The following is a 26,177-nucleotide window of genomic DNA, read 5'->3' as shown; positions in this document are numbered from 1 at the left end:
CCACCCGGCGGCGGGTGCGCGACGCCCTCGTCGCATTCCTCGTCGGCGCTCTCGCCGTGGCGGCCGGTCCCGCTCCCGCCCGCGCCGCGGCGCGCCCCGGCCGGGACGGCGCCGCGCCGGGCCTGCCCCGGCTGAACATCACCGCCGCGTATGTCAGCGGCATCTCGTCCGGCAGTTACATGACGTCGCAGCTGCAGGTCGCGTACTCCAGCGTCTTCCGCGGTGCCGGGACCTTCGCCGCCGGGCCGTACTACTGCGGCAACGGCGACATCCTGCAGCTGGCCACCCAGTGCGGCACCGACCTGACCGGGTTGGACGTCGCCGAGCTGGAGAACACGGCCACCCGATGGGCCGCCGCGGGCCGGATCGACCCGCTGGGAAACCTGGCCGACGCGCGGGTCTACGCCTACCACGGCACGCTCGACCCGCTGGTCTCCCGGCACGTCAGCGATGCCGGCGTCGAGTTCTACCGGCACTTCGGGGCCGACGTCAGATACCACACGAGCGACAACGCGGGTCACGGCTGGCCCAGCCCGCTGGGCATCCTGCCGTGCGGGCTGACCGTGTACCCGTTCCTGATCAACTGTGGCAACGACCCGGAAGGCGAGATGCTCACCCATTGGCTGGGCCACATCAATCCGGCCAACCGCGGTCCGCTCGCGAGCGAGGTCACCCGGTACGACCAGGACCGTTACGTCCCCGGCGGCTCCGCCCAGTGGTACAGCATGGCTGCCGATGGCCTCGCGTACATCCCGCCGGCCTGTGCCGCGGGCCGGCCGTGCACGCTCGTCGTCGCCCTGCACGGCTGCGCCAGTGACACGACCTTCGCCGGCGAGATGTTTCCGGAGCACTCCTACCTGGACAACTATGCCGACACCAACGACCTCGTCGTCCTCTACCCGCAGACCTCCATCAGCCTGCTGCGGGGCAACCCCCTGGGGTGCTGGGACTGGTGGGGGTTCACCGGGAGCGACTTCGCCACCAGGAGCGGCCCGCAGATGCAGGCCATCGTGAACATGGTGCACGCGCTGGGCGTGCGGTGAGCAGTGGACCGGGGCCGGCGTGCTATCCGCCGGCCACCGGCCGGCCGGGCCAGTCGCGGTAGCGGATCTCGCCGAGAATCGCGTCCGTGCCCGGCACCAGGGTTCCCTCGCTCAGCCCGGCCCCGAAGTAGCGGGCGTCGGGATCCGTGACGACAGCACGCCGATCGTGGCGGGCAGCCAGGGCCTCGCGGAGGAATTCGTCCATCCGGAACCGCTCGGGCCCGGCGATCGCGACGTGCCCGTTCAACGGCGACCCGGTCGCGATCCGGGCCACCGCCCGGGCGACGTCGTCGCCCGCGATCGGCTGGAACAGCACCGGAGCCGCCCGGACCGTGCCGCCGACGGTGGCGGCGTCGGCGATGCTGCCCACGAACTCGAAGAACTGGGTCGCGTGCACGATCGAGTACTGGATCGAGGACTTCTCGATCAGCTGCTCCTGAGCGAGCTTCGCCCGGAAATAGCCGCTCTCGGGCAACCGCTCCGTCCCCACCACCGACAGCGCGACGTGATGGGTGACGCCGGCGTCCGATCCGGCGGCGAGCAGACGACGCGTGGACGTCTCGAAGAACCGCATCACCGCGTGGTCCTCGAAGGACGGCGAGTTCGACACGTCGATCACCACGGACGCGCCGGCCAGCGCCTCGGCGAGTCCGTCGCCGGTGAGCGCGTCGACCCCGGTGTTCGGTGCTGCCGCCACCATCTCGTGGCCCTGTTCCCCGAGTATCGTCACGAGCTTCGCACCGATCAGGCCGGTGCCTCCGATGACGACGATCTTCATGGCCGACCTTCCCGCTCGCGGGCGTACGTTCAGATGGTTTCGTATCAGGTGGTGCCGAGGCCGGCGCGCAGGAATGCGGTGGCCTGGTCGATGGCGGCTCGCGTGGCGCGGGTCTCGCTCAGCGCATTGAGCAGCATGAAGTCGTGGATCGTGCCGTTGTAGCGGACGGCTGTCACGGGAACCCCCGCCGAGCGGAGCTTGGCGGCGTATGCCTCGCCCTCGTCGCGCAGTACATCGGCCTCGTCGACACAAATGTACGTGGGCGGCAGACCGGTGACCTGCGCCATGCTGGCCTGATTCGGCGACGCGGTGATGTCGGCGCGCTGTGCCGGATCGGTGGTGTAGGCGTCCCAGAACCACTGCATCGCCTTGCGGGTGAGGTAGTAGCCGGTGGCGAACTGCTCGTACGAGGCCGTGTTCATCGCCGCGTCGGTGACCGGGTAGTAGAGCGACTGCTGCACGAAGCTGACATCGCCGCGTTCCTTGGCCATCAGCGCCAGCGCGGTCGCCATGTTGCCGCCCACCGACTCACCGGCCACCGCCATACGGCTGGCGTCCAGGCCGTTCGACGCGCCGTCACGGGTGATCCACTGGGCGGTGGCGTAGCCCTGCTCGATCGCGGTCGGGTAGCGGGCCTCCGGCGAGTTCGGGTACTCCACGAACGCCAGCGCTGCCCGGGCGCCCACCGCGAGTTCCCGCACCAGCCGGTCGTGGGTTCGGGCGTTGCCGAGGATCCAGCCGCCACCGTGCATGTACACGATGACCGGCAGCGTGCCCGTCACGCCCCGCGGTCGGATGACGCGCACCCGGACCTCTCCCACCCGAGCGGGAACCGTGATCCATTCTTCGTCGACAGGGAGCGTGCTGACCGGGCCGGACTGCGCATCGACCAGCACCTTGCGGGCGTCGGCCAGCGTCATGTCGTACAGGAATGGTGGTTTGGCGAATGCATCAGCAATCTGCTGCGCTGCGGGTTCGAGGACGATAGGGCTGGCAGTCGTCATGACGGTGCTCCCCATGCGAAGCCGGAGATGGCTCACCCCGACGTTACTCACCCTCCGCGCGGGAGCAACCCCGCGCAGCGCCAGTCGACGTACGTGAAGTCGGTGGCTGTCCTGCCGACATCGGGGGTGTCCACACCGTCCTGGACGACGAGCAGGCCGTGCGGGTATCCGGGCAGGGGTGTGCTCACCACCGCCGCGCCGTCGGAGTGCTGCGCGCCGTCGGCGTCCGGCCCGTCCGTGACGTGGAACGTGCCCAGCGGCCTGATGCCGGCCCGGTCGAAGACGTGGAACGTGCTGTCACCCTGACCGGAGACGAGCAGATAGCCACTGTGCCGCCCGGTCGGGTAGATGGTCAGTCCCTCCACATCGGCGGCGATCGGGCCGCCGAAGCCGGGATCCTGGTCGGGATGCGGCGTGCACTCCTCGGTGTCCGGGTCGTAGGTCGCCGGAACGCCGTACTCCCGCACGCGCTGCAGCAGGCTCGGGGCCCCGTCGAACCCGCCGGCATCGAGCGGGACGCGCCACAGCCCGACGTCCTCTTGGGCGGCGTACAGGACGCCGGCGGCGGGGTCGACCACCATGCCCTCGACCTGCGGTTGTTCTCCCGGCTCGGCGCAGGGGGTCCAGTCGGCGCCGTTGGGCAGCCGGAACGTCGACGGCAGCCGCACCGAGTCCGCCGGCTCGTAGCTGACCCGGCCGTTGCGGGCGACCAGCTCGACCCGGCTCAGCGTGGTGCGATGGCGGCGGCTGACCACCGCGTACGCGTCGTCGCCGGCGGTGTACGTGGCCAGGCCGTAGGCGGTGTTCTGCTCGTCGACCTCGGCCTCGTCGGCGGCGAAGATCCGCGGCGCGTCGGCGGCGGTCACGTCGACCAGCGGTGCCGCGCCGCGGGCGGCGGCGTCCGGGTCGATCCGGTACACGCGCAGCCGGTCCCGGCCACGATCGGTCACCACGGCCAGGTCGACGCGGCGGCCGCCGAGCGCGAAGCTGGCGACGAGGTCGACGTTGTTGAACCGGCCCGGCTCGGCGCCGGGGCCGGGCGCCGCGGGCGCGGCGATCGCCTGCACCTGGCGGCCGTGCAGGTCGTAGACGCGCAGACCGGCGTTCTTGGCGGTGCCGATGACGAGGCTGGCCTCGCGGTGGGTCGGATGGACCCAGATCGCCGGGTCGTCGGCGTTGGCGTGCCCGCCGGCCGCGTCGTCGAACAACGTCGGCGTTTCGAGGACCGCCGGCACGTCGTGGAAGGACGGTGTGGCGGGCCGTGCGGCGGCGTGTGCGGCGCCCGGCACCAGCGCGACGGCCAGTGCGGGAACGAGGAGCGTCGATCGATGAAGGGGCACGGCCGCAACCTACGCGCCGCGGCACCAACGAGCAGCGGCATCGGATCAAACGGTGAGTGAACGCCCGGCTACGTACCGGCACGGTCCGGCGGCGTTCGTCCACCGGAGTGTCGCATCAGGATCGTCGGTCGCCCGCCGCTCTCCGGACATCAGCTGACCACTCGCGCCGCCGCCGGGGCCGGACGCTCACCGCGCCCGGCCCCGGCGGATCAGGAGGGCGGGGACAACGTCGTCGACCAGAGCGATACGCCGTCGCGGTCGCGCAGGTCCACCGTCAGCGCGCCCGAGCGGCCGTCGATGTTCACCTCGCCGAAGTGCTGGTACCCGTCGGCGGGCGAGCTGTTCGCCACGGGCGGCGCGTGCACGAACACCGCCTGCGGGCCGAACGTGGCGTCCAGTTGGTTGGGCCCGAACCCACCGGCGTGCGCCGGGCCGGACACGAACTCCCAGAACGGCGTGAAGTCCGGCACGGCGGCCCGCGCCGGGTCGTAGTGGTGCGCGGCCGTGTAGTGCACGTCCGCGGTGAGGAACACGAGGCCCGTCACGCCGTGCTGGTGCGCGGTGCGCAACACTGTCGCGAACTCCAGTTCCCGGCCGAGCGGGCCGCCGTCGTCACCCTGGGCCACCCCCTCCCGGGCGCCCGGCCCGTCCGGGACGACCAGTCCCAGCGGCAGGTCGTTGGCGATCACCTTCCAGGTGGCGCGGGAGCTGAGCAGCCCGTCGATCAGCCACTGCCGCTGCGCCGCACCGAGCAGGCCACGGTCCGGGTCGGCGTACACGTCGGCGTCGTTGGGGTCCTTGAACGTGCGCATGTCCAGCACGAACACGTCCAGCAGCGGTCCGTACGACAGCTTCCGGTACACCGGCCCGTCGGCCGCCGACAGCGGCAGCCATTCGTGGTACGCCCGGTGCGCGCGCGACGCCAGCACGTCGACCCGGCGCTCTGTGTACCGGGCGTCGTCGATCACCTCGCCGGGATACCAGTTGTTCAGGACCTCGTGGTCGTCCCACTGGTTCACCTGCGCCACCTCGGCCGCGAACCCCCGGTACGCGTCGTCCAGGAGGTTGTACGCGTACTGGCCCCGGAACTCGGCCAGCGTCTCGGCCACCTTCGCCTTCTCCGGCGTGACCAGGTTCTGCCAGACCCGCCCGTCGGGCAGCGTCACGGAGGCGGGGATCGGGTTGTCGGCGTAGATGGTGTCGCCACTGTGCAGCAGGAAGTCGGGGCGGCGGTCGCGCATCGACGCGAAGATCTTCATCCCACCGTACGCGGGATCGATGCCCCAGCCCTGACCGGCCACGTCGCCGGTCCACACGAACCGGATGTCCCGCCGGGCCGTCGGGGCGGTGACGAACCGGCCGGTCAGCGGCTCACTGGACAGCCCCGGCCGGTCCAGGCTCTCCAGCCGGACCCGGTAGTGCACCGGCGTCCCGCTCGGCAGGCGGGTCAGGCGTACCTTTCCGGTCAGGTCGGTGTCGGGTGTCAGCACCGGCCCGCGGACGAGCCGCGCACCGCGGAAGTCCGGACGGCGGCTCACCTGCACCCACATCCGGCTCGGCCGGTCGGCGCGGGTCCAGACGACGGCGGAGTCGGCGGTGGCGTCGCCACTCTGGACGCCGTGGGTGAGCGCCGGTCGCCCCTCCCGCCGGACACCGAACGCCGGTGCCACGAACAGGGCGCCGCCGGCCTTCAAGAGTGTTCGTCGATCAATCCTGGTCATGGCATGGGCCTACCGGCCGAACCTGACGGGCAGGCGTGGTGGAGTTGGCCGCCGCCTGAACGTCCGTCACCGCCGCACCGGTGGCTCCGCGGGAACAAGGTTTCACGGGTCGTAATGCCGTCCCTCCATTGTGGTCACAACCATCGACTACGGTCGATCTCAGGCGTGCCGAATGTGCACGACTGATCACGAGGAGAGACAAGTGATGGCTCAGCAGGGCGTCGGCCGGCGGTTCGTTCGCGCCGCCGTCGCGGGCATCGTGGCGATCGTGGCGGCGATGGCGCTCATCGGGGGGCAGCCGACCGCGGCCCGGGCGGCGCTGCCGTCGGGCTGGTCGGGCTGGTCGCAGGTTCCGGGCGGCGGCGCGACGAACGACTCACCCGCAACCGTCAGCTACAACGACATCCAGTACGTGTTCGTCCGGGGCACGGACAACCGGATCTACGTGCAGCGGCACAACGGGGTGCTCTGGTCCGGCTGGAGCGAGGTGCCCGGTGGCGGCGCCACCACCTCCGGCCCGGCGGCCGTGGTGTACCAGTCACAGCTCTACCTGTTCGTCCGCGGCACGGACGACCGGATCTACCTCAACCGGCTGAACGGCACGTCGTGGTCCGGCTGGTCCCAGGTTCCCGGCGGCGGGGCCACCCACGGCGCGCCCGCGGCGGTGGTCTACCAGAGCACGCTGTACCTGTTCGTTCAGGGCACCGACAACCGGATCTACGGCAACCGCTACACCAGCTCGTGGAGCGGATGGTCCGAGGTGGTCGGCGGGGGAGCGACGCCGTCGGGCCCGGCGGCCGTGGTCTACCAGAGCACGCTGTACCTGATCGTGCAGGGCACCGACAACGCGATCTACGTGAACAAGCTGGCGTCCAGCTGGTCCGGGTGGTCGCTGGTGCCCGGTGGCGGCCGCACCCCGTCGTCCCCGGCCGCCGTGGTCTACCGCGGTGAGCTCGGCGTGTTCGTCCGGGGCACGGACAACGCGATCTACCTCAACTCGTTGAGCAGCGCCTGGTCCGGCTGGTCGCAGGTGCCCGGTGGCGGCGCGACCACCTCCGGGCCCGGCGCCGGGGTGTACCAGAACGTCCTGAACCTGTTCGTCCGCGGCACCGACAACGCGATCTACGTGAACCGGCTCGGGCCACCGTTGTCCTGATCCGATCCCGGCGGCGCGCAGCGTTGCCGCACCGCCCCGGATCCGGCGCCCGTCCGCGCCGGATCCGGGGCACCGCGCTGGCCGAGGAAACCCCAGCAAGCTGGCCGAGGAACCGCCAGCAAGGCTGTCAGGTCGGGAAGCCGCGCTGCCGGGCGACCTTCTGGAGTTCGGGCCAGTCGTCGCCGCTGTGGGTGTGATCCGGGAGAAGGCAGCCGAGGGTGAGCGGACGGGGCACGTTGTACCGCGCAGCGGTGGTGTCGGCGGGGGAGCCGAAGTCGAGGACCTCGGCGAGGTTGTTGGCCGCCGCGTCGCGGACGGTCAGCGGCGCGAGGCCGAACCGCCACTCGATCATCTTCAGGATCGACGTGTGGTCGTACAGGCCGTGGGCCACGTGGCCGCGGCGGGCCCGGGGGGAGATGACGGTGCATGGCACCCGGAAGCCGCGCAGGCCCGTACCGAGCTCGGGGTTGGGGTCCTCGCCGACGGGCGGCGGCACGTGGTCGAAGAAGCCGCCCCACTCGTCGTACGTGATGACCAGGACCGTGCGTCCCCAGTTGGGTGAGCTCACCACGGCGTCGTGCACCTTGCCGAGGAAGGCCTGGCCGAGGCGGATGTCGGCGAGCGGGTGCTCGTCCTCCGCCAGACCCGGCACGGCCTCGCCCAGGAACGCCGGCTCGACGAAGCTCACCGCGGGCAGCGTCCCCGCCGCGGCGGCCGAGTAGAAGTCGCTGATACGCCGGCTGATGCCGAGGTACCGGGTGCCCCACAGCGCGGTGAACGGGACGTCGCTGTAGTAGTAGCGGCCGCTCACACCGGCCGCGGTGAGCCGGTCCCAGATGGCCGGCATCCGGGCGATCCGGTCGATCGAGGTGGTGATCCGGTCGGTGGTCGCCGAGTGCAGGAAGAACCGGTTGGGGTAGGTCGGCGCCATCATCGCCGCGAAGTACCTGTCGCACACCGTCCACTGTGGTGCGGCCTTGCCGTAGAAGCCGAGGTCGGCCCGCTCGTAGTAGCCGATGGAGAGCAGGTCGTTGGAGCCGGCACGCAGCCAGCCGTCGCAGGCACCGTCGTTGAGTTCGACGCGCCCGCCGTCGTACGAATGGTCCGGGTCGTGGAAGCCGCAGCCGTTCGGCGACAGCAGGTGGTGGGTCGGGTGTGCGGTGCCGGCGGCGTCGGTGTAGCTGAGGCCGGCCTGGATGCCGTCGGCGCCGGGCAGCCAGCCCAGGTAGTGGTCGAAGGAGCGGTTCTCCATCATGACGACCACGATGTGGTCGATGCCGGAGTCGGCCGGGTCGGGTAGCTCGGTGTCGCTGTACGCCGTGGACGGGGCGACGAGTATCCCCGCTGCTACGGCGGCCGAGCCGGCCAGGAATTCCCGTCGGGTCACAGGATTCATGTGAGGGAGTCTCGCAATAATCGACGAACCTGAATATCTCTCGTACTGAAGATGCGAATACGGTCGGCCCCCACCACGGCGCGTGACGGCTGCGGGGTCGCCGGTGGGTGCGAGGCCCTCGGTCCGCTGGGCAATCTTGTGAGCTTGGTCATGACCCTGAATGTGTTGCTGGCCTGGTCCGACGGCCCGCCGGGCCGGGAACGTGGCGAGGATCGCACCTCATGGCCCGCCCGCGTCACGCGGATTTTTTCTGCAGCGAATAAAGTCCGGCACCGCCAAGTCACCCGACCCGAGGATGAGCGTGCCCACCATCCGATCGATAGCCGCTGCCGTGTCCGTCGTGCTGTGTGCCAGCGTCGTGACGCTCGCGCCCCGCGCCGCCTCGGCCGCCGACCCCGTCTACAAGGACCCGTCGCAGCCCGTCGCGGCCCGCGTCGAGGATCTGCTCCAGCGCATGACCCTGGACGACAAGATCGGCCAGATGGTCCAGGCGGAGCGGCACTACGCCACCCCCGCCGACGTGCGGGACTACCGCCTCGGCTCGATGATGGCCGGTGGCGGCGAGGGGCCCGAGCCGCAGTCCCCGCAGGTCTGGGCCGACCTGGTCGACAGCTACCAGCGCGGTGCGCTGGAGACGCCGCTGGGCATTCCCATCATGTTCGGCATCGACGCCGTGCACGGCGCCAACCACGTGTACGGCGGCACCGTCTTCCCGCAGAACGTCGGGCTCGGCGCGACCCGCGACCCGGCGCTGGTGGAGCGGGTCGGCCGAGTCACCGCCGCCGAGGTGGCGGCGACCGGCATCGACTGGACGTTCTCGCCGTGCCTCTGCGTCGCCCGCGACGACCACTGGGGCCGGGTCTACGAATCGTTCGGTGAGACGCCCGCGGACCCCAGCGCGATGACCAGCCTGATCACCGGAATGCAGGGCACGTCCCTGAGCGCGCCCACCTCGATCCTCGCGACCGCGAAGCACTACGTCGGAGACGGCGGTACGACCGGCGGCGTCGACCAGGGCGACGCGCAGATCAGCGAGGAGGAGCTGCGGGCCGTCCACCTCGCGCCCTTCCGCGCGGCCGTCCAGCGCAACGTGGCCAGCGTGATGATGTCGTACTCCAGCTGGAACGGGCAGAAGCTGCACAGCGACAAGTACCTGATCACCGATGTCCTCAAGGGCGAACTGGGCTTCAAGGGCATCGTGATCACCGACTGGGACGGCATCGCCCGGCTGGACGACAACTACGTCTACACCCCCGAGAAGGTCCGCACCGGTGTGAACGCCGGCATCGACGTCTTCATGGTTCCCGAGAACTACTGGTACCGGGAGTTCATCCGGCTGCTGCGCGACGAGGTGAACGCGGGCCGGGTCAGCCAGGCGCGCATCGACGACGCCGTCAGCCGCATCCTCACGAAGAAGTTCGAACTGGGGCTGTTCGAGCGGCCGTTCGCCGACCGCAGCGGGGCGTCCACCGTGGGCAGTGCGGAGCACCGGGCCCTCGCCCGGGAGGCCGTACAGAAATCGCAGGTCGTGCTGAAGAACAACGGCGTCCTGCCGCTGGCGAAGGCGCCGGGGAAGATCTTCGTCGCGGGCAAGTCGGCCCACAACATCGGCTTCCAGAGCGGCGGCTGGACCATGAAGTGGCAGGGCGTCGACGGGCCGAGCACCCCGGGAACGACGGTGCTGCAGGGCATCCGGAACACTGTCGCGCCCGGCACCACCGTGACCTACGACCGCGAGGGTGACGGCATCGACGCCTCCTACGCGGCCGCCATCGCCGTCATCGGCGAGAAGCCGTACGCCGAGGAGTACGGCGACCGCAAGGACGACCTGCGGCTCGACGCCGAGGATCAGGCGCTGCTGGCCCGGCTCAAGGCGTCCGGCGTTCCGGTGGTCACGGTGCTGCTCTCCGGCCGTCCCCTGGACGTCACCGCCGAACTGCCGGACATGTCGGCACTGGTCGCCGGCTGGCTGCCCGGCACCGAGGGCCAGGGCGTGGCCGACGTGCTGTTCGGCGCGGTCCGGCCCACCGGGAAGCTGCCGGTGAGCTGGGCGCGCGACGTCACCCAGCAGCCGATCAACGAGGGCGACGGCAAGACACCGCTGTTCCCGTACGGATACGGCCTGACCTACGACCCGGTCATCCCCCTGCCCGCCGCGCCCACGCCGAACGTCGAACCGTGAGGGTTGTCATGAAACGCACTCTGATCGCCGCCGGCCTCGCGCTGGCGTTCCTGATCCCCGCACCCACGGCCGCCGTCGCGGCCGCACTACCCTGCTCCGTGCAGATCGTCGCCCACGAGGACGACGACCTGCTGTTCATGAATCCCGACCTGCAGCGCGACATCCGCGCCGACAAGTGCGTCCGGACCGTGTACGTCACCGCCGGCGACGCGGGCCGCGACGTCGGGTACTGGTCCGCACGGGAAACCGGCGAGCAGGCGGCGTACGCGACGATGGCGGGCCGCCCGAACGAGTGGTCTCCCGGGACCACCACCGTGGAGGGCCGCGAGCTGCGCGTGTCGCGGCTGGCCGGGACGCAGGTCGAGCTGGTCTTCCTGCGCCTGCCCGACGGCTTCGACGGCCGCGGTTCCGACCGGTACGGCGCCCAGAGCCTGCAGAAGCTCTGGGAGGGGCAGATCGGGCGCATCACAGGCGTGGACGGAACCGCCGGGTACACCCGCGCGGAACTCATCTCCGTCCTGCAGGGTCTGCTCGCGCAGGCCGGTCCGGACGTCGTCCGGCTGCAGGACTTCCGCGGCGACAGCGGACCGGTCGGCGTCGACGGCGGCGACCGCGATCACCACGACCACCACGCCGCCGCGTACTTCGCGTACGCCGCGCAGCGGCTGCTCACCACGCCGCACCGGACGGCCGCGTACCGCGCGTACTCGATCAGCGAGCTGCCGGCCAACGTCACGGGCGCCGACCTGGAGCTGAAGAAGGCGACGTTCTACGCGTACGCCGCGTTCGACGAGCTCCTCGGGTGCAGGGACGACGCCTCGTGCGACGCCGACCCCACCGCGGGCGGCGGCCCGTCCGTCTACCGCCCGTGGCTGTCCCGGCAGTACGAGGTCCCCGGACCCGCCACGGACGGCACGGTCGAGCTGCGCGCGGCGAACACCCGTTGCCTGGACGTCCGCGACGCGGCCGCCGCCGACGGCACCCCGGCACAGCTGTGGGACTGCGCGGGCGCGGCGAACCAGCGGTGGACGTTCACCACGGACGGCGCGCTGCGCGGGTTCGCGGACAAGTGCCTCGACGCCGACCCGGCGAGTTCCGCCGTACGCATCTGGGCCTGCACCGGCGCCGCCCAGCAGCGGTGGACCCTCACCGGGGCGGGCGAACTGCGCGGCCCCGACGACCGCTGCCTCGACCTGCGCGACGCCGACCTGCCGAACGGCACCCCGGCCGAGCTGCACGCATGCACGGGCGAACCCCGACAGAAGTGGCGCGTGGTCTGACCTCGAACACACCTCGAACACACCCCGAACGCCGCCCTGGTGGACGCCCCGCGCCACCGGGGCGGCGGGTGGCATGCTGAACGTATGGGTGTTCCGGACGATGCGGTGAGCGAGGCCGTCCGGCTCGAACCCGCGCCGCGGTGGGTGGCGCCGGTGTTCGCCGTGCTCGGCGCGGCCACGATCCCGTGGACCGCGTACCTGGCGGCCACGCTGCCGGATCATGAACGGACCCACAACTACCGCGCCGCGTGGGTGGGCTTCGACATCATGCTCGTCGTGGTCCTGCTCGCCACCGCGTTCGCGGCGGCGCGGGGGCGGCAGATCGTCGGGCTGCTGGCCGCCTCGACCGCGACCATGCTGGTCGTGGACGCCTGGTTCGACATGACCACGTCGCGTCGCGCCGACGTGCCGGAGGCGGTCCTGTCGGCGCTGCTGATCGAGTTGCCGCTGGCCGCTGTCTGCACCTGGATCGCCCTGCACGTCGACCAGGTGGTCGAGCGGCGGCTGCGGCAGCTGGCCCGGCGGCCGACCGGCCGGGCTCAACCACCACGGGTACGCGGAGTGGCGCCGACAGTTCGCCACCTGCGCAAGTGATGCTGAACCGGGCGCTGAGGGGCACGCGTTCATAATGTTGACGGGAACGGCTATATCGATCATCGTGGATACCCAACGTCCCGGTGCACGGTGACGCCGGGCCACCCACGATCGAGGTACCGATGACCAGGTTCGCGCTCTTCCGCCGGTCGCGCCTCCGCAGCTCGCTCGCCGCCACCGCGGCCCTCCTGCTACCCCTGCTCGGCGCCGGGATGGCGGTGCCCGGCAGCGCCGCCGCGGCCGTCCCGGACACCTCCGAACAGGCCTACTACGACGTCACCTCGCCGGCCACGACCGGTGCCGGTCTGGCCGCCGACCTCACCCGGCGCGGCTACGACGTGCTCGAAGGGCCGGTGACCCACGGCGTACCGATCCTGGCGACCGCCGAGGACGCCCAGCGGCTGCGGCACCGCGGCCTGACGGTGCGCTACGCCGGCCCGCTCTACCAGCCGGTGGCCGCGACGTTCCGGGCGGCGGCCGGGACCTACTACGGCGGCTACCACACCGCGGCCGGGCACGAGGCCCACAACCAGCAGGTCGCCTCGGCCCATCCCGACCTGGTCGTCCTGCGCAGCATCGGCCAGTCGTGGCTGAAGACCCAGAACAGGGGCGGCCACGACATCCAGGCCCTGTGCATCACCAAGCTCCAGGCGGGGGACTGCGCGCTCAACACCAGCGGTGCGAAGCCGAAGTTCACCCTCATGGCCCAGATGCACGCCCGCGAGCTCGCGACCGGCGAGCTGGCGTACATGTGGATCGACTACCTGGTGAACAACTACGGCCGCAACGCCGACGTGACGCGGCTGATGGACACCACCGAGCTGTGGGTCATCCCGATCGCCAACCCGGACGGCGTCGACATCGTCTCGTCGAACTCCAACCGGCCCGTCTCCCAGCGCAAGAACGCCCACGACAACGGATGCTCCGGCACCGGCCGCGGCGTCGACCTCAACCGCAACTCCAGCTACCACTGGGACGTCAACCAGGGCACCAAGTGCAGCGAGACCTATCCGGGCACGAGCGCGGCCAGCGAGCCGGAGACGCAGGGCATCCAGAACCTGCTGGCCGGCATCTACCGCGACACCAAACCCGCCGCCGACTTCTCGCCGGCGACCACCGACACCACCGGCACGTTCCTCACCCTGCACAGCTACGCCGAGCTCGACATCTATCCGTACGGGTGGACCAACACGCTCGCGCCGAACAACGACGACCTGCGGACGATCGCCACGGCCATGAGCCAGTCCAACCACTACGACGTCGTGCACGGTGACGGCGGCCTGAACTACTTCGCGCCCGGCGCGACCGACGACTGGATCTACGGCACGCGGGGCGTTCCCGGCTACACCATCGAGGTGGGCCCGAACTCCTCCTCGTGCAGCGGCTTCTTCCCGCGCTACTCGTGCATGTCGGGCTTCTGGAACCTCAACCTGCCCGCCTTCATGACCCTGGCGAGCGCGGCGGCACGCCCGTACCCGACCGGTCACTGAGCACGGCGGCCGTGGCCCTTCCCTCCCGAGGCGGGGGAAGGGCCACGGCCGGTCAGGCGGCCGCGCCCCTCGCCGCGGTGAGCGCCGCGGCGGTGGCCGGGTCGTGGCGCTCGCTCATGATCTCGTGCAGCGCGGTGAGCGGCGCGGGCCGGGCGAAGTGGTAGCCCTGTGCGAGGTCGCAGCCGAGCTGGCGCAGCCGGTCGGCCTGTGCGGCGGTCTCCACGGCCTCGGCGATGGTCTGCAGCCCGAGGTTGCGGCTCAGCTCCAGGATCGCGCGGATGAAGGCGAGGTCCCGCTCGGTGCCCTCCTCGATCTGCAACGCGGTGAAGGAGCCGTCCATCTTCAGGATGTCGACGGGCAGCTGGCGCAGGTAGGCCAGCGACGAGTACCCGGTGCCGAAGTCGTCGATGGCGATGCGTACCTGGTGGTCGCGCAGGATCTGCAGCTGTTCGGTGACCGTGCCGGCGTCGACGACCGACGTGACGAGCACCGTTTCGGTGATCTCGACGATCAGCGCCGAGCCCGGCAGGTCGTTGCGCTGCAGCAGGTCGAGGACGTGATGGGCGAACCGCGGGTCGCGCAGCTGCTGGGCGGAGACGTTCACGGTCACGGACAGCCCGTGCTCCCGGTGCAGGGCTCCCAGGTCGGCACAGACCTGGGCCAGCACCCAGGCCCCGATCGCCACGATGGCGCCGCTCTGCTCGGCCAGCGGGATGAACCGCCCGGGCGGGATGACGGTGCCGTCGGGACGGGTCCAGCGCAGCAACGCCTCGGCCTCCACGATGTCGCCGGTGGCCAGTGCCACGATGGGCTGGTAATGCACGGTGAACTCCCCGTCCTCGAGGGCCCGGTGCAGGTCGGCCACGAGTTGGGTGTTGGCGAGCCGTTCTGCGTGCACGGCGGCGTCGTAGACGGCGTACTGCTGGCCGCCCGCCAGCCGGGCGCTGCGCAGCGCCAGGTCGGCGTCGCGTAGCGCGTACCGGCGGGGGCCGTTCGCGCCCAGCGGCACGACGCCGATGCTGGCGGCGATGCGCCGGGCCGGAATCCCCGGCAGCCGGTACGGCGTGTGCAGCGCGTCGAGGATGTTCTGGGCCACGGTGGCGCCGTCGCGCCCGTCGGTGAGTACGGCGAACTCGTCGCCGCTGATGCGGACCACCGTGGCCCGGTCGGGCAGGACCGCGCGGAGCCGGCGGGCGGTCTCCACCAGGACCGCGTCGCCGATCCGGTCGCCGAAGCTGTCGTTGAGGTCGCGGAAGCCGTCGAGGTCGACCAGTAGCAGCACCTGCTCCCGGCGGCCGGCGGCGTCCAGGCCGTCCTGCAAGCGCGCCCGGTTGCCGAGCCCGGTGAGACCGTCCAACCGGGAACGGCGGCTGAGCAGTGCGGCGAGCTGCGCCATCCGCACGATGAGCAGGATCGACATCGCGCCGCCGAGCAGCACCAGCCCGATCGTACGGGGCGAGCGCCCACCGACGTCGGTCGCCAGGCTGGCCACCGTCAGCGCACCGATGCCCAGGATCAGCGCGACGTACAGCACGAGCCGTCCCCGCGACGTCGGTGCCGAGTTGCGGGTGACGGTGCCGGTGCTCAGCGCCATCGAGGGGTGCAGCGCCGCGCCGCCGATGAGCAGGTAGGACCCCAGCCAGCCGATCGCGACCAGCCGGTCGAGGTCCGTGCCGGAGAGCAGCCCCGCGAAGTTCACGGTGTTGCTGATGATCAGCAGGCTGCTGGCGCCGACCATCAGCCGGTACGCGGGTGTGCGTACCCGCGAGACCATCACGACGCGCACGGTCAGCACCAGGAAGATCAGGTCGGTGGCGGCGTAGCAGAGGTAGCTGGCCAGCCGCAGTCCGCCGAACCGGCCGTCGAACAGCAACGGCTCGATCACCACCGACCACGAGACCGCGCCGCCGCCCAGCGTCACGATGGCGGCCTCCACGGCGCCGCCGCGGCGCTGCCCGGGACGGACCCACCAGTAGTTGCTCAGCACCAGCAGCACCAGCATGAGGGCGTAGAAGAGATCACCGAACGACGGGAACCGCGGCACCCCGGCCGGTGTCAGTGACAACGCCCAGCCTGCGTTGGCCACTAACGACGACGCCACCGCCGCGACCATCAGCCACCAGGGGGCGGTCCAGGCCGGCCGGTGCCGGCGGGTGCCGATCGTGACGGCCCCCATGACCGACGCCGCGACCGCGATGTACAGCCAGAGGCGTATCCCGAGGGGGAGCAGCGTGCCGACCAGCACGACGGCCCCGCCGACGGCGAGATACCAACGGTTGGCGACGGCTCCTGAAACGTCTGCCTTTTCACGGGTCACGGCATATGGATACCGGCCGTCGGGTGCAGGCACGTTGCCATCGCCCTGCGATCCGGATCGACCTGACGCCGCGCCGACCTCTACGGCCACCGCCAGCAGCCGGGCCACGTGGCCCGGTTGCTGAGCACGGCGGGTTTCCCGGTGCCCTCGACGGTCGTCACAGCGCCCGTGGGCACGGACAAGACCCGCAGGGCATCGAGATGGCAGTCCGGCCGGCGGCCGGGATCACTCCGACCGTGCGAGCGACCCCGACCGGGGAACGACCGCGTCGGCCCCGGCCGTACGGCGTTCCCGCCGGGCCGCGCCGAGGGTCTCCACGGCGCCACCGACCGCGGCCGCGGCCACCGCCGCCACCACCGTCCCGGCGCGGGAGGCGTGCTGGGCCCGGCCCGGCCCGGCGGTGCGCACCGCGCCGGACGCCTCGCGCAGCACCGCGCGCGGCAGGGTGCGGCTCAGGTACGACCGCTCGGCGCCGAGCGTGCGCGGCCCGCGCAGCAGCCGGGCCATCTGCACCTTGCCGCGGCCCTCGGCGTAGCAGCGCCGCAGGAAGAAGCGGAACGTGGACCGCTCCGGCGGCACGGCGTGCTCGACCACGGCGCCCGGCACGTACATCCAGCGGCCGCCGTTCTCGCTCATCCGCAGGCACAGCTCGGTGTCCTCGGGCCGGTTCCGGTCGCCGATCTTGCCGAACCCGTCGCGGAACCCGCCGACCTCGGCGAACACCTCCCGGCGCACGGCCATGCTGGCCGACCAGACGTTGCGCACCGGCGCCGTGGTGGTGGGCATGCCGGTGTACGACGCGCCGACCGCCCAGAGCAGCTCGTCGGGCAGCCAGCTCGGGCGCGAGCGGCTCCAGGCGGGCGCGATGGCCCCGCCGGTACCGACCACCTCCGGGTCGGCGAACGGCTCGACGAGCTGGGCGAGCCAGTCCTCGTCCGCCGCGATGTCGCTGTCCAGGAAGGCGATCAGCGGGGTGGTGGTGTGCCAGGAGCCGGTGTTGCGGGTGCCCGAGGCGCCCCGCTCGAACCGGTTCTCCAGCACGGTGACGCCGGTCAGCTCGCGGCGGACGCGTGCGAGCAGGGCCGGGTTGTGATCCACCACCACGATCACCTCGGCCGGCGCGGCCGGGCGCTGGCCGAGCGCCGAGGCGACGGCGCTGACCAGGGTGTCCCAGTTGCGCTCCGTGTGGCAGGGAATGACGACGCTGACCTCGCCGGCCATCAAGCGGCCTCGCCGTTCTGCGCGATCACGGTCTCCGCGGTGAGCAGCGCGTCCACCCGCCCGTACCAGTTGCCGCCCGGGACGGCGAGCACCGGCACGGTCTTGCTGCGCGTCCGGAGCTTCGACGGCGCGGCGGCCCTCGCGGCGGCACGCCGCTGCGCCGTACGGCGCTGGAACTCGCTGAGGATGGTGCGCAGCACCCGCATCCCGTCGCGGAACGTGTTGAGGTTGCTGGTCCCGTGGATGCGCAGGTGCTCGATGCTGGAGACCTCCTTGACCCGCATGCCGCTGCTGGCCACCCGGATGTTGATCAGGGTCTCGATCTCGAAGCCGTCACCCCACAGCTTCTTGCCGTCGGACCGCGCGGCCAGCTTGGTGGAGGGCAGGTCCATCACCGGCACCACCCGCCGCCAGAAGGCGTTGTAGCCGTAGCAGAGGTCGGTGAACCTGGTGTTGAACAGCGTGTTGACGACCAGGTTCAGCCCCTCGTTGCCGACCCGGCGCAACGGGGTGATGTCCTTGCTGTGGCCGCCCACGCCGAACCGCGAGCCCTTGGCGAACTCGGCGCCGCTGGTCAGCGCCTCCACGAACTGGGTGATCTCGGCCGGGTCGGTCGACCCGTCCGCGTCGATCATCACGATCGCGTCGCCGGTGCAGGCCTCGAACCCCACGGCCAGGGCGTTGCCCTTTCCGGTACGGGTCTGCTGCACGACCACCACGTCGGGCCGCAGCCGGCGGGCCACCTCGACGGTGTCGTCCGTCGAACCGCCGTCGACCAGGACGACCTCGTGCAGCGTCTCCGGCAGCGCGGCGAACACGTGCGGCAGGTTCCGTGCCTCGTTCAGCGTCGGGATGACCACGCTGACCAGCGGGGCCCGGCGGGGCGCTCCCCGCGGCGTGCTGCGGCGGTCGCGGGGGCCGGAAGCCTGCGGCGCCAAGCGGCGTTCCCGGCGGGGCGCTCCGGGGGGCGTGCTGCGGCGGTCTTCCATCAACGCACGGACCTTTCGTCGGGGGCTCAAACCCATGCCGTCGGCCGGCCCGCGACGAACCTGAGAAGAATCCGCGTGGCTTTTCGGTTAGACAGGCGACCTGGAGCCTGTCGAGCAGCAGGACCCCGTCCGGCGAGTAGAAGTACTCGCGCACGTGCCGGGCCCAGTCCCCGATCGTCTTGGTCCTCCGACCGCCGCAGCATCGCCCGCCCCGGTCCCGGGCACGTTCCGCCCGGGACCGCGGGAAGGGTCAGCTGAGGGCGAACTTCTGCGCGGCGCTGCCGTTGCAGTCCCAGATCTGCAGCCGGGTGCCGTTGGCCGAGGCGCCGCTGGGGGAGTCCAGGCAGCGGCCGGACTGCGGATTGCGCAGCGAGCCGTCGGCCTGCTGCTGCCACACCTGGCCGCCGACGCCGTTGCAGTCCCAGAGTTCGACCGGGGTGCCGCCCGCCGTGCCGTTGCCGTTGACGTCCAGGCAGCGGCCGAGGGTACGCAACGAGCCGTTGGCGCTGTGGAACCAGTGCTGGTCGACGGCGTACGACTGGCAGTCCCACAACTGCACGGCCGTACCGTTGCCGCCCGTGTCGTCGGCCGCGACGTCCACGCACTTGCCGGCCGGTCCGACGGTGGTGCCGCCGCCGTTGACGGCGAACTGCTGGGCCGCCGACGAGTTGCAGTCCCAGATCTGCAGGCGGGTGCCGTTGCCGGTGGCGCCGCTGGGCGAGTCGAGGCACCGGCCGGACTGCGGGTTGCGCAGCGAGCCGTCCGCCTGCTGCACCCACTTCTGGCCGCCGACGCCGTTGCAGTCGTACAGCTCGACCCGGGTGCCGCCCGCCGTGCCGTTGCCATTGATGTCGAGGCAGCGTCCCAGCGTCCGCAGCGTGTTGTCGGCGTAGTGCGCCCAGTGCTGGTCGGACGCGTACGACTGGCAGTCCCACAGCTGCACCGCGGCGAGGTTCTGGCCGGTGTCGTCGGCGGCCACGTCGACGCACTTGCCGCCGGGGCCGGTGATCGTCCCCTTCGGACCGTTGGGCACGTTGGTCTGCCCGGAGTAGCCGACGGACACGATGGTGGCCTGCACCGCGTTGTCCGCGGCGTCGCTCGGGTAGCCCGCTGTCATCACGCCCTCGAAGAACGTACCCATGTTGCGGTTGCTGTTGTCGCCGCCGGTGCCGAGGATGATCGAGCCTTCCTGGTGCATCGGGAGGTAGCCGCCGCGGTTGGGCAGGGCGCCGTTCCACCAGGTGCTCAGGCCGCCGGACTGCGAGTTGCCGCCCTTGAGCGCGTACGTCGTCTGGCCGTTGTTCTTCAGCAGCGCCGTGACGAACGTGCTGTTGTTGCCGAGGTTCGCGGTGTTCGAGCCGTTGGCGCCCTGGAACATGCCGTTCTCCAGGTCCGCCTCGACCCACGGCCCGGATCCGGTGCACGGCGCGAAATAGCACGTCGTGGCGATGCTGACCGCGTCCATGTGACCGTTGCCGGTGTCCGCGACCTGTGCCTCGGCATTGCCGTAGTCGAAGCAGCAGTCGGAGCCGACATGGGTGCCGCTGGCCACCATGTACATGCCCTCGGGCGCGCCGTTCTGGGCCACGCCCGCGCCGACGTAGTGCCGGTAGCCGTGCTGCGGCGAGATCCAGATCCCGTACGCCTTGTGACCGCCGGCCGTGACCGCGATCTCGCTGGCGTCGGCCGGGTAGTCGGCCGGCCCGGCGGTCCCGGCCGGCGACACGGTCAGGTCGTTGTGCCGGGCGCTCTGGTCGTAGATCCGGGTGATGCCACAGGTGGTGCCGTTGCAGAAGGCGTCGTGGTCACCGGCGTCGGCGTAGCCGCCGACGGCCAGCAGGCCGACGTCGTGGGTGGCGTGGTCGGAGGCGCGGGTGAGCTGGTACAGCGGTCCGGCGTACGCGGCGAACAGCGCCCGCACGGTGCTGTGGGCGGCGACGCACGGGGTGCCGGCGGCGCCGTAGATGTCACAGGGCAGGGACGTGGCGGCGGAGGCCGCGCCGGGCAGGCCGATCAGCGTGCCGAGCACGAGCACCAGCGTGGCGGGGAAGGCGAGGAGTGAGCGGGGTGTGCGCATGGGGATGCACTCCTGACGACCGTCTGCGCAGTGCCGGCATGGCAGACATTGACGGAGGTCGACCTTGTAAACGAAAAGTTACGCCCCGCTGGTTGATGTCGTCAATATTCGGTTAAAGATGTTGGTTTTTGTTCGGATGGCTCAGCGGCCGTACTTGTGGAAGGGGATCGTCCAGTCGGCGAGCCCGTTGCCGAGCTGGAGCGGCCGCGGGCTGTTCTTCACGTCGACGACGTCGCCGACCATGAAGTTCTCGTAGACCCACTTGGCGTCGGTCACGCTGAGGTTGATGCAGCCGTGCGAGAGGTTCGCGCGCCCCAGCGCGTGGTTCCACGGGGCGGCGTGCATGAACTCGCCCGTGTCACTGATCCGGGTGCAGTACTCGACGTCCTCGGGCGCGTAGTAGTTCGGGTCCTTCGGGTCGGTGATGCCGTAGCTCTCCGAACTCATGCTGTGCACCCGCTCCTTGGACAGCACGACGTGCGGACCGCCGGTCGTCCAGTAGCTGATGTGTTCGCCCTTCGCGCCCGTGGTGGTGCCGCCCTTGCCGAGGCTGCACTTCATGGTGCGGACGAGCTTGCCGTTGATGTAGACCTTCGTCACGTGCTTGCGGTAGTCGGTGACCGCGATCAGCTGGCGTCCGATCTCGAAGTGGGTGGACGCGTTCTTCGCGCCGTACACCTGCTTGCCGAGTTTGACTCCGAACGCCTGGACGCTCACCTTGATCTTCGTGCCGGCGGACCAGTACTTCGCCGGGCGCCAGTGCACGGTGCTGTCGCTGGCCCAGTGGAACGTGCCCTCGACGGCGGGCGAGGTCTCGATCTCGATGGCCTTCTCGGCCGCGGCCTTGTTGACGGCGCGGCTGAACGCGATGATCACGGGCTGTCCCGCCCCGTACGTGTGGCCGGTCCGGATCGCGCTCATCCCGTTGGCCTGGAACGTGACGTGCGCGAGGCTGTGCGGCTTCACCGTGGTGAAGGTGGAGGTGTGGTCGCTCGCGACACCCTTGGTGTCGGTGGCGGTCGCGACCACCTTGTAGGTCTTGTCGTAGGCGAGGTCGTCGGTCGAGCGCCACGTCCCGTCGCTCTGCAGGGAGCCGCTGACCTTCGTCTTGCCGGCGGTGACGGTGACCGTCTGCAGCGTGCCACCCTCGGCGGTGACGACGATCGGCTTGCCCGGTGACACCTCGGTGGCCCCGCTGGCCGGTGTCACGGTCAGCCGGACCGGCGTGGTCGGCTGCTCGGTGTCGGCCACCGGCTGAACCCAGTTGGCGGCGCCGGTGCCGGCCTTGCGGTGGGAGGAACACCCGGCGACCGCCGCGGCCGCGGCCACGCCCAGTGCGCCGATGATGACGTTACGTCGCTGAATCATGGCTCTCGCAATCGAGGGGTCCCGGTCGGCGCCATCCGTGCCGTACAAGACAAGACGTAAGGGAGGCGCGAATCGTTGCCCACGCTCCGACCTCCCGTGTCGCGTTGTCTGCATTCGAGGCATCTATGGGTATTTCAAAGTGTCGATCAAGCGACTGTGCAGGCTACCACCGCGGCGGTATCCCATGGTGGCAGCGCTGACATAGGTTGACCATCGCCATGGAACTCATCGCCGCGCGCGGACAGAACCGGTCGTGAACCTTTCTCAGCGAGCCCGGATACGCGCGGGGGACACCGCGACGTTCGGACAGCTCTTCGAAGACCATGCGGGTGCGGTGTACCGGCACGTCGTACGGAACACCGGCAGCTGGAGCGTGGCCGAGGACATCGTGTCGCTGACGTTCCTCGAGGCGTGGCGGTTACGCGAGAAGCTGCGGCCCGAGGGCGACAGCGTGCTGCCCTGGCTGCTCGGCATCGCCGTCAACGTGCTGCGCAACACCCGGCGTGCGGCCCGTCGGCACGCCGCCGCGCTGATCCGGTTGCCACCGGCCGAGGCGATGCCGGACTTCGCCGACGAGATCGTCAACCGGATGCACGACAGCGAGCAGCTGACCGCGGCCGCGGCCGCGCTGGGCCGGCTGCGTCCGGCCGAGCGGGAGGTGTTCACGTTGTGCGTCTGGTCGGGGCTCGACTACGCCCAGGCCGCGGAGGCGCTCGGCGTACCGATCGGCACGGTCCGGTCCCGGCTGTCCCGGGCCCGGACCAGGTTGCGGGAGATCACCACGGACGTCGCGAACGAGCGGGAACCCGGTCCGGGCCGCGGACAGGTACTGGATGGCCGTACCGATGCGGCCCGGTCGAATCAGGAGCGGAACCGATGAACCAGTCAGGGCCCGATGCCGCCGAGCGCGCCGACCTGACCCGGCTGCTGCCGCCGCCGGGGGATCCGGAGCTGCCCGCCGACCGTCACCGTCTGCTCAAGGACGCCTTCATGCAACAGATCTCGGAACACCCCGCCGCCGCGCGCCCCCGCCGCCGGTTCCTGCTGATGGCCGCGCCGGTCGCGGCCGCGGTGCTGGTCGCGGCGATCGTCGCGACGACCGTGTTCAACCGGCACACGGCCGCCGCGATCACCAGCCCGACCGTGGCGGTCGCGGCCGGCGACGCCAGCAAGGTGGCACCGCTGATGGAACGGGTGGCACTGGTCGCGGGGAGGAAGCCACCGGTGCCGGTCGGCAAGGACGAGTACGTCTACATCAAGAGCAGGACGGCCGGGCTGGTCTTCTCCGAAGACAACAAGTCGGGCCACTGGGAGGCCGGTGTCGACCCGCAGGTGCTCGGGCCGCTGCACCTGCGCGAGATCTGGGTACCCGCAGCGCAGGGCACCGAGGGCCTGATCCGGGAGGACGACGACACGTTCGGCCTGGACGGGGCGACCCCGAACAGCCGCTACGCCGACCTGCCGACCGACCCGGCGGCGCTGCTCGACAAGATCTACGCCGACACCAAGGGGATGGGCACCGGCCCGGACGCCGAGGCGTTCGACTTCATCGGTACGGCGTTGCGCGAGTCGCTGCTGCCCCCGCAGGTGACCGCGGCCCTCTACCGGGCCGCCGCGAAGATTCCCGGCGTGGTCCTCGTGCCCGACTCGGTCGATGCGGAGGGCCGGCACGGGGTCGCGATCGGCCGCACCGACGAGCTCGGCGAACGGCGCGAATGGATCTTCAACGCGACCACGCTCGACTACCTCGGCGAGCGTTCGTACCTGGTCCGGGACACGGCGACCGGTAAGGCCGGCATGCTCACCGGCACCACCGCGGTCCTGGAGCGCGGCGTGGTCCACCGGCAGGGCGACGTTCCCCGGTAGCCGCCCGGCCGCCCGGGTGCCGGCTCGGCCGGCACCCGGCGCGCACCGGGTTCAGCCGCGATCGTCGAGCAGTGCCACGACCGCCGGGAGGGTGGACCAGTCGCTGGAGGCGACGCTGGCATGCGCGGCCGCCAGGGCGGCGACACGAGCCCGCGCGGCCGACGCGTCGCCCGCCGGGACGGCCGGGGGTACGCCCTGCGCGTCCGTCATGACCAGCAGGTAGTGGTTGCTGTCGTACCAGGCGGTGTCGATGTCGCCGGCGAGGTACCGGCCCGCGTCGCCGTCGAAGGCGACGAACCACGGTCGCAGGCTCGGGTCCGAGTAGCGGGCCCGCGGGTCACCGGTCTGGGCGTTGTGCACCGCCGGGAAGATCCGGGCGCGGGACAGGGTGCCCGCGGCGGCGAGCCCCTTGAGGTACTGGGCGTATTCGACGTCGGTCCACAGTGTGTCCGTGGGGTTGCTCTCCTCGACGGTTCCCGGAATGACTTCGATGATCACCTTGCCGGTGAGCCGGTCCCGGGTAGGCCACGCGTTCGCGCGGGCGGCGGCGTCCAGCGACGGGTGGTCGCCGAGCAGGTCCGCGGGCGTGAACACGGCCGAGCCGAGGTGCGCGGCGATGGCCGCGTCGAGCTGGGCGGGGCCGAGCCCGGTCCGGCTGCTGAATCCCGCCTTGAGTTCGAGTTTGAGGATCAGCGGCCCGGTGCCGGGGTGTGCGGCCAGCCAGATCCGGATGTCGTCCAGGCAGTATTCGAGGTTCTTGTTGGTGCTGCCCGAATACAACTGCGCCGCGGTGGTCGCCGCGACGCAGTTGTTGGCGTTGCCGAGTGGCTTGTTGTGGCTGACCTTCCATTCGCGGGTGACGATGTCGACCCACACGTCCAGTTCGATCATCCCGGGGTGCTCGTCCAGCGCCTGCGCGAGATAGGAGAACGTCGCCGGATCGTACGTGTTGTGCAGCCCGACGGTGGTTGTCTGGGATACCGGGCTCTCCGGCCCGGCCGCCCACGCGGCGTGGTCCGCCCGTGTGGTGGTGCCCAGAGTGGCGAGTGTCGTGGTGACCAGGGCCGTGACGAGGAGTCGGGATCTGCGCATCGGAAATCCTCCTGACCGGCCGGTCCGCGCGCCGGCCACGAGGACATCTAAATCGATGAAGATGAAAATGAAAACTGCCTGATGGGGCATCGGGGTGTGCCCGAACACGCTTGCTCCGGGCGAGCTCCGCTACCTACCGTCCACGTGGTGAATCAATCTTCAGCTCCCCGTACCGGACGATTCCCGACCGTCGCGTTCGTAGCGCTCGTGGTTGCCGGAGTCGTGGTCGCCGGATGCGGGCTCGGCTCCAAGGAGAAGACGTCGTCGTCCGAGCGCCCCGAGTCGTCGGTGGTCGAGGCCACGCCGTCGCAGGTGCCCAAGCAGACGCTCACCGTCGGCAGGACCGTCTGGTACCTCGGTTTCAAGTGGACGTTCGAAACACTGACCTTCGATCCGCAGGATGACGCCCGGGTCACGGGGGAGGTCCTGGCCGAGAACCTGTCGAACCAGGACTACACGCCCGATGCGGGTCTTCTGCTGTCCGTCGGCGGCCGCCAGTACGAAGGCGGGTTCGTGGACCCGACGCTGGTCGGCGGAGGGCAGAAGAGCCGGCAGACCGTGGCGTTCCAGTTGGACGACGCGTTCGCGGGAAAGCTGGACTCGGGCGAGATCATCGTGGGCAACGCGGACAACACCCAGGCCCACGTCCCGCTGGGATCCGCCGGGACGCTGGTCGCCAACGAGCCCCGCTCGGTGCTGTCCGGATCGCACGAGGTGCGGATCCACGAGATGAGCGTGTGGATCAAGAACTGTGAGGTGCGCCCCGACGTCGTGCCCACGCACGAACAGGCGAAGAAGGGCTACACGATGCTGGCGTGCGGCGTCGACCTGCAGCGTCATCTGGACGGCGGCAACGGGTCCGGGTTCGGCTCCGAGAACCTGCGCCTGAAGATGCCGGACGGTACGACCGTCGGCCCGACCGACTATCCGAGCGAGGCGCTGTACACCTCCGCGATCGTGCCCGACAAGTACGTGTCGTTCCTGATTCCGGAGGCGACGACAGGGCGCGCCGCGGTGCAGGTCGTCGTCGTGGCGGGCGACAAGCCGAAGCCCGGCGAGATCAAGGATCTCCCGATCACGCTCTGACGACACCGGCGGCCCGCGGGTGACCGACCCGCGGGCCGCACCCGTTGCCGATAAGTAACCAGGAGGCACAAATATGCTGCCTCTTCAGCAGTCCTTCGACGATATGCATCCTTAATGCCCTCCCGGATCGTTGACCGATCAACGACTGGGCCTCTCCACGAAATCGGAATTCACGCG

The 26,177-nt window shown here is 70.9% G+C and carries 20 protein-coding genes; 9 read left to right on the top strand and 11 right to left on the bottom strand.

The annotated features are described in order from the left end of the window. The first annotated feature begins 14 nt into the window (after window positions 1-14). Window positions 15-1,043 carry a poly(3-hydroxybutyrate) depolymerase gene (locus ACMCNN_RS17960; RefSeq protein WP_412741659.1) on the top strand — a complete coding sequence of 343 codons (1,029 nt, stop codon included), beginning with the start codon at window positions 15-17 and terminating at the stop codon, window positions 1,041-1,043. A 22-nt stretch (window positions 1,044-1,065) separates the two neighbouring features. Here the strand turns inward: ACMCNN_RS17960 and ACMCNN_RS17955 are convergent, their stop codons facing one another. The 4 genes from ACMCNN_RS17955 to ACMCNN_RS17940 form a co-directional block, all read right to left on the bottom strand. Beyond that, window positions 1,066-1,821 carry an SDR family oxidoreductase gene (locus ACMCNN_RS17955; protein ID WP_412741658.1) on the bottom strand — a complete coding sequence of 252 codons (756 nt, stop codon included), beginning with the start codon at window positions 1,819-1,821 and terminating at the stop codon, window positions 1,066-1,068. A gap of 44 nt (window positions 1,822-1,865) precedes the next feature. Further along, window positions 1,866-2,825, bottom strand: a complete 960-nt coding sequence (locus ACMCNN_RS17950; RefSeq protein WP_412741657.1) for an alpha/beta hydrolase — start codon at window positions 2,823-2,825, stop codon at window positions 1,866-1,868. Between the two features lie 47 nt (window positions 2,826-2,872). Next, window positions 2,873-4,165, bottom strand: a complete 1,293-nt coding sequence (locus ACMCNN_RS17945; protein ID WP_412741656.1) for a phytase — start codon at window positions 4,163-4,165, stop codon at window positions 2,873-2,875. 209 nt (window positions 4,166-4,374) lie between these two features. Then, on the bottom strand, window positions 4,375-5,886 hold the full coding sequence (locus tag ACMCNN_RS17940) for an alkaline phosphatase D family protein (protein ID WP_412741655.1): 1,512 nt from the start codon (window positions 5,884-5,886) through the stop codon (window positions 4,375-4,377). Window positions 5,887-6,088: 202 nt separating this feature from the next. Here ACMCNN_RS17940 and ACMCNN_RS17935 point away from each other — a divergent pair, with 202 nt between their 5' ends. After that, on the top strand, window positions 6,089-7,042 hold the full coding sequence (locus ACMCNN_RS17935; RefSeq protein WP_412741654.1) for a hypothetical protein: 954 nt from the start codon (window positions 6,089-6,091) through the stop codon (window positions 7,040-7,042). Window positions 7,043-7,169: 127 nt separating this feature from the next. Here ACMCNN_RS17935 and ACMCNN_RS17930 read toward each other — a convergent pair whose 3' ends face one another. Further along, window positions 7,170-8,438, bottom strand: coding sequence for an alkaline phosphatase family protein (locus ACMCNN_RS17930; RefSeq protein WP_412741653.1), 1,269 nt, complete (start codon window positions 8,436-8,438; stop codon window positions 7,170-7,172). A 301-nt stretch (window positions 8,439-8,739) separates the two neighbouring features. On the opposite strand from ACMCNN_RS17930, the gene ACMCNN_RS17925 reads away from it, so the two are divergent. From ACMCNN_RS17925 to ACMCNN_RS17910, 4 genes are all read left to right on the top strand, one after another. Further along, entirely contained in the window at window positions 8,740-10,620 is a 1,881-nt protein-coding gene (locus ACMCNN_RS17925) for a glycoside hydrolase family 3 protein (protein WP_412741652.1), read from the top strand. A gap of 8 nt (window positions 10,621-10,628) precedes the next feature. After that, window positions 10,629-11,900, top strand: coding sequence for a ricin-type beta-trefoil lectin domain protein (locus ACMCNN_RS17920; protein WP_412741651.1), 1,272 nt, complete (start codon window positions 10,629-10,631; stop codon window positions 11,898-11,900). 84 nt (window positions 11,901-11,984) lie between these two features. Beyond that, window positions 11,985-12,494, top strand: coding sequence for a hypothetical protein (locus tag ACMCNN_RS17915; RefSeq protein ID WP_412741650.1), 510 nt, complete (start codon window positions 11,985-11,987; stop codon window positions 12,492-12,494). 122 nt (window positions 12,495-12,616) lie between these two features. Further along, a complete protein-coding gene (locus tag ACMCNN_RS17910; protein ID WP_412741649.1) occupies window positions 12,617-13,984 on the top strand; it encodes a M14 family zinc carboxypeptidase in 1,368 nt (455 codons plus the stop codon). Window positions 13,985-14,036: 52 nt separating this feature from the next. Here ACMCNN_RS17910 and ACMCNN_RS17905 read toward each other — a convergent pair whose 3' ends face one another. The 5 genes from ACMCNN_RS17905 to ACMCNN_RS17885 form a co-directional block, all read right to left on the bottom strand. After that, complete coding sequence (locus tag ACMCNN_RS17905; RefSeq protein WP_412741648.1) at window positions 14,037-16,301, bottom strand: putative bifunctional diguanylate cyclase/phosphodiesterase; 2,265 nt, start codon at window positions 16,299-16,301, stop codon at window positions 14,037-14,039. A 225-nt stretch (window positions 16,302-16,526) separates the two neighbouring features. Continuing rightward, window positions 16,527-17,522 carry a glycosyltransferase gene (locus ACMCNN_RS17900; RefSeq protein WP_412741647.1) on the bottom strand — a complete coding sequence of 332 codons (996 nt, stop codon included), beginning with the start codon at window positions 17,520-17,522 and terminating at the stop codon, window positions 16,527-16,529. Then, window positions 17,522-18,460 carry a glycosyltransferase family 2 protein gene (locus tag ACMCNN_RS17895; protein ID WP_412741646.1) on the bottom strand — a complete coding sequence of 313 codons (939 nt, stop codon included), beginning with the start codon at window positions 18,458-18,460 and terminating at the stop codon, window positions 17,522-17,524. Before ACMCNN_RS17895 ends, ACMCNN_RS17900 begins: the two co-directional genes overlap by 1 nt. A gap of 301 nt (window positions 18,461-18,761) precedes the next feature. After that, a complete protein-coding gene (locus ACMCNN_RS17890; protein ID WP_412741645.1) occupies window positions 18,762-20,588 on the bottom strand; it encodes an arabinofuranosidase catalytic domain-containing protein in 1,827 nt (608 codons plus the stop codon). 141 nt (window positions 20,589-20,729) lie between these two features. Beyond that, a complete protein-coding gene (locus ACMCNN_RS17885) occupies window positions 20,730-21,956 on the bottom strand; it encodes an Ig-like domain-containing protein (RefSeq protein WP_412741644.1) in 1,227 nt (408 codons plus the stop codon). Between the two features lie 253 nt (window positions 21,957-22,209). On the opposite strand from ACMCNN_RS17885, the gene ACMCNN_RS17880 reads away from it, so the two are divergent. Together ACMCNN_RS17880 and ACMCNN_RS17875 are read left to right on the top strand one after the other, a co-directional pair. Then, entirely contained in the window at window positions 22,210-22,836 is a 627-nt protein-coding gene (locus ACMCNN_RS17880; RefSeq protein ID WP_412741643.1) for an RNA polymerase sigma factor, read from the top strand. Continuing rightward, the gene (locus ACMCNN_RS17875; protein ID WP_412741642.1) at window positions 22,833-23,822 is read left to right on the top strand and encodes a CU044_5270 family protein; all 990 of its coding nucleotides are present in this window, start codon (window positions 22,833-22,835) and stop codon (window positions 23,820-23,822) included. Before ACMCNN_RS17880 ends, ACMCNN_RS17875 begins: the two co-directional genes overlap by 4 nt. A 51-nt stretch (window positions 23,823-23,873) precedes the next feature. On the opposite strand, the gene ACMCNN_RS17870 is transcribed toward ACMCNN_RS17875, so the two are convergent. Next, a complete protein-coding gene (locus ACMCNN_RS17870; RefSeq protein WP_412741641.1) occupies window positions 23,874-24,914 on the bottom strand; it encodes a phosphatidylinositol-specific phospholipase C domain-containing protein in 1,041 nt (346 codons plus the stop codon). A 147-nt stretch (window positions 24,915-25,061) separates the two neighbouring features. Here ACMCNN_RS17870 and ACMCNN_RS17865 point away from each other — a divergent pair, with 147 nt between their 5' ends. After that, window positions 25,062-26,000 carry a hypothetical protein gene (locus ACMCNN_RS17865; RefSeq protein ID WP_412741640.1) on the top strand — a complete coding sequence of 313 codons (939 nt, stop codon included), beginning with the start codon at window positions 25,062-25,064 and terminating at the stop codon, window positions 25,998-26,000. Window positions 26,001-26,177: the final 177 nt, after the last annotated feature.

This window comes from Krasilnikovia sp. MM14-A1004, assembly GCF_047159485.1.
Taxonomy (GTDB): domain Bacteria; phylum Actinomycetota; class Actinomycetes; order Mycobacteriales; family Micromonosporaceae; genus Actinoplanes.
This window is presented reverse-complemented; position numbering and strand designations above follow the sequence as displayed.

Excerpts from the sequence above, each read along its gene's own strand:
- ACMCNN_RS17955 (WP_412741658.1), bottom strand. The coding sequence starts at position 1,821 with ATGAAGATCGTCGTCATCGGAGGCACCGGCCTGATCGGTGCGAAGCTC.
- ACMCNN_RS17950 (WP_412741657.1), bottom strand. The coding sequence starts at position 2,825 with ATGACGACTGCCAGCCCTATCGTCCTCGAACCCGCAGCGCAGCAGATT.
- ACMCNN_RS17940 (WP_412741655.1), bottom strand. The coding sequence starts at position 5,886 with ATGACCAGGATTGATCGACGAACACTCTTGAAGGCCGGCGGCGCCCTG.
- ACMCNN_RS17930 (WP_412741653.1), bottom strand. The coding sequence starts at position 8,438 with ATGAATCCTGTGACCCGACGGGAATTCCTGGCCGGCTCGGCCGCCGTA.
- ACMCNN_RS17920 (WP_412741651.1), top strand. The coding sequence starts at position 10,629 with ATGAAACGCACTCTGATCGCCGCCGGCCTCGCGCTGGCGTTCCTGATC.
- ACMCNN_RS17915 (WP_412741650.1), top strand. The coding sequence starts at position 11,985 with ATGGGTGTTCCGGACGATGCGGTGAGCGAGGCCGTCCGGCTCGAACCC.
- ACMCNN_RS17910 (WP_412741649.1), top strand. The coding sequence starts at position 12,617 with ATGACCAGGTTCGCGCTCTTCCGCCGGTCGCGCCTCCGCAGCTCGCTC.
- ACMCNN_RS17900 (WP_412741647.1), bottom strand. The coding sequence starts at position 17,522 with ATGGCCGGCGAGGTCAGCGTCGTCATTCCCTGCCACACGGAGCGCAAC.
- ACMCNN_RS17890 (WP_412741645.1), bottom strand. The coding sequence starts at position 20,588 with ATGCGCACACCCCGCTCACTCCTCGCCTTCCCCGCCACGCTGGTGCTC.
- ACMCNN_RS17885 (WP_412741644.1), bottom strand. The coding sequence starts at position 21,956 with ATGATTCAGCGACGTAACGTCATCATCGGCGCACTGGGCGTGGCCGCG.
- ACMCNN_RS17875 (WP_412741642.1), top strand. The coding sequence starts at position 22,833 with ATGAACCAGTCAGGGCCCGATGCCGCCGAGCGCGCCGACCTGACCCGG.
- ACMCNN_RS17870 (WP_412741641.1), bottom strand. The coding sequence starts at position 24,914 with ATGCGCAGATCCCGACTCCTCGTCACGGCCCTGGTCACCACGACACTC.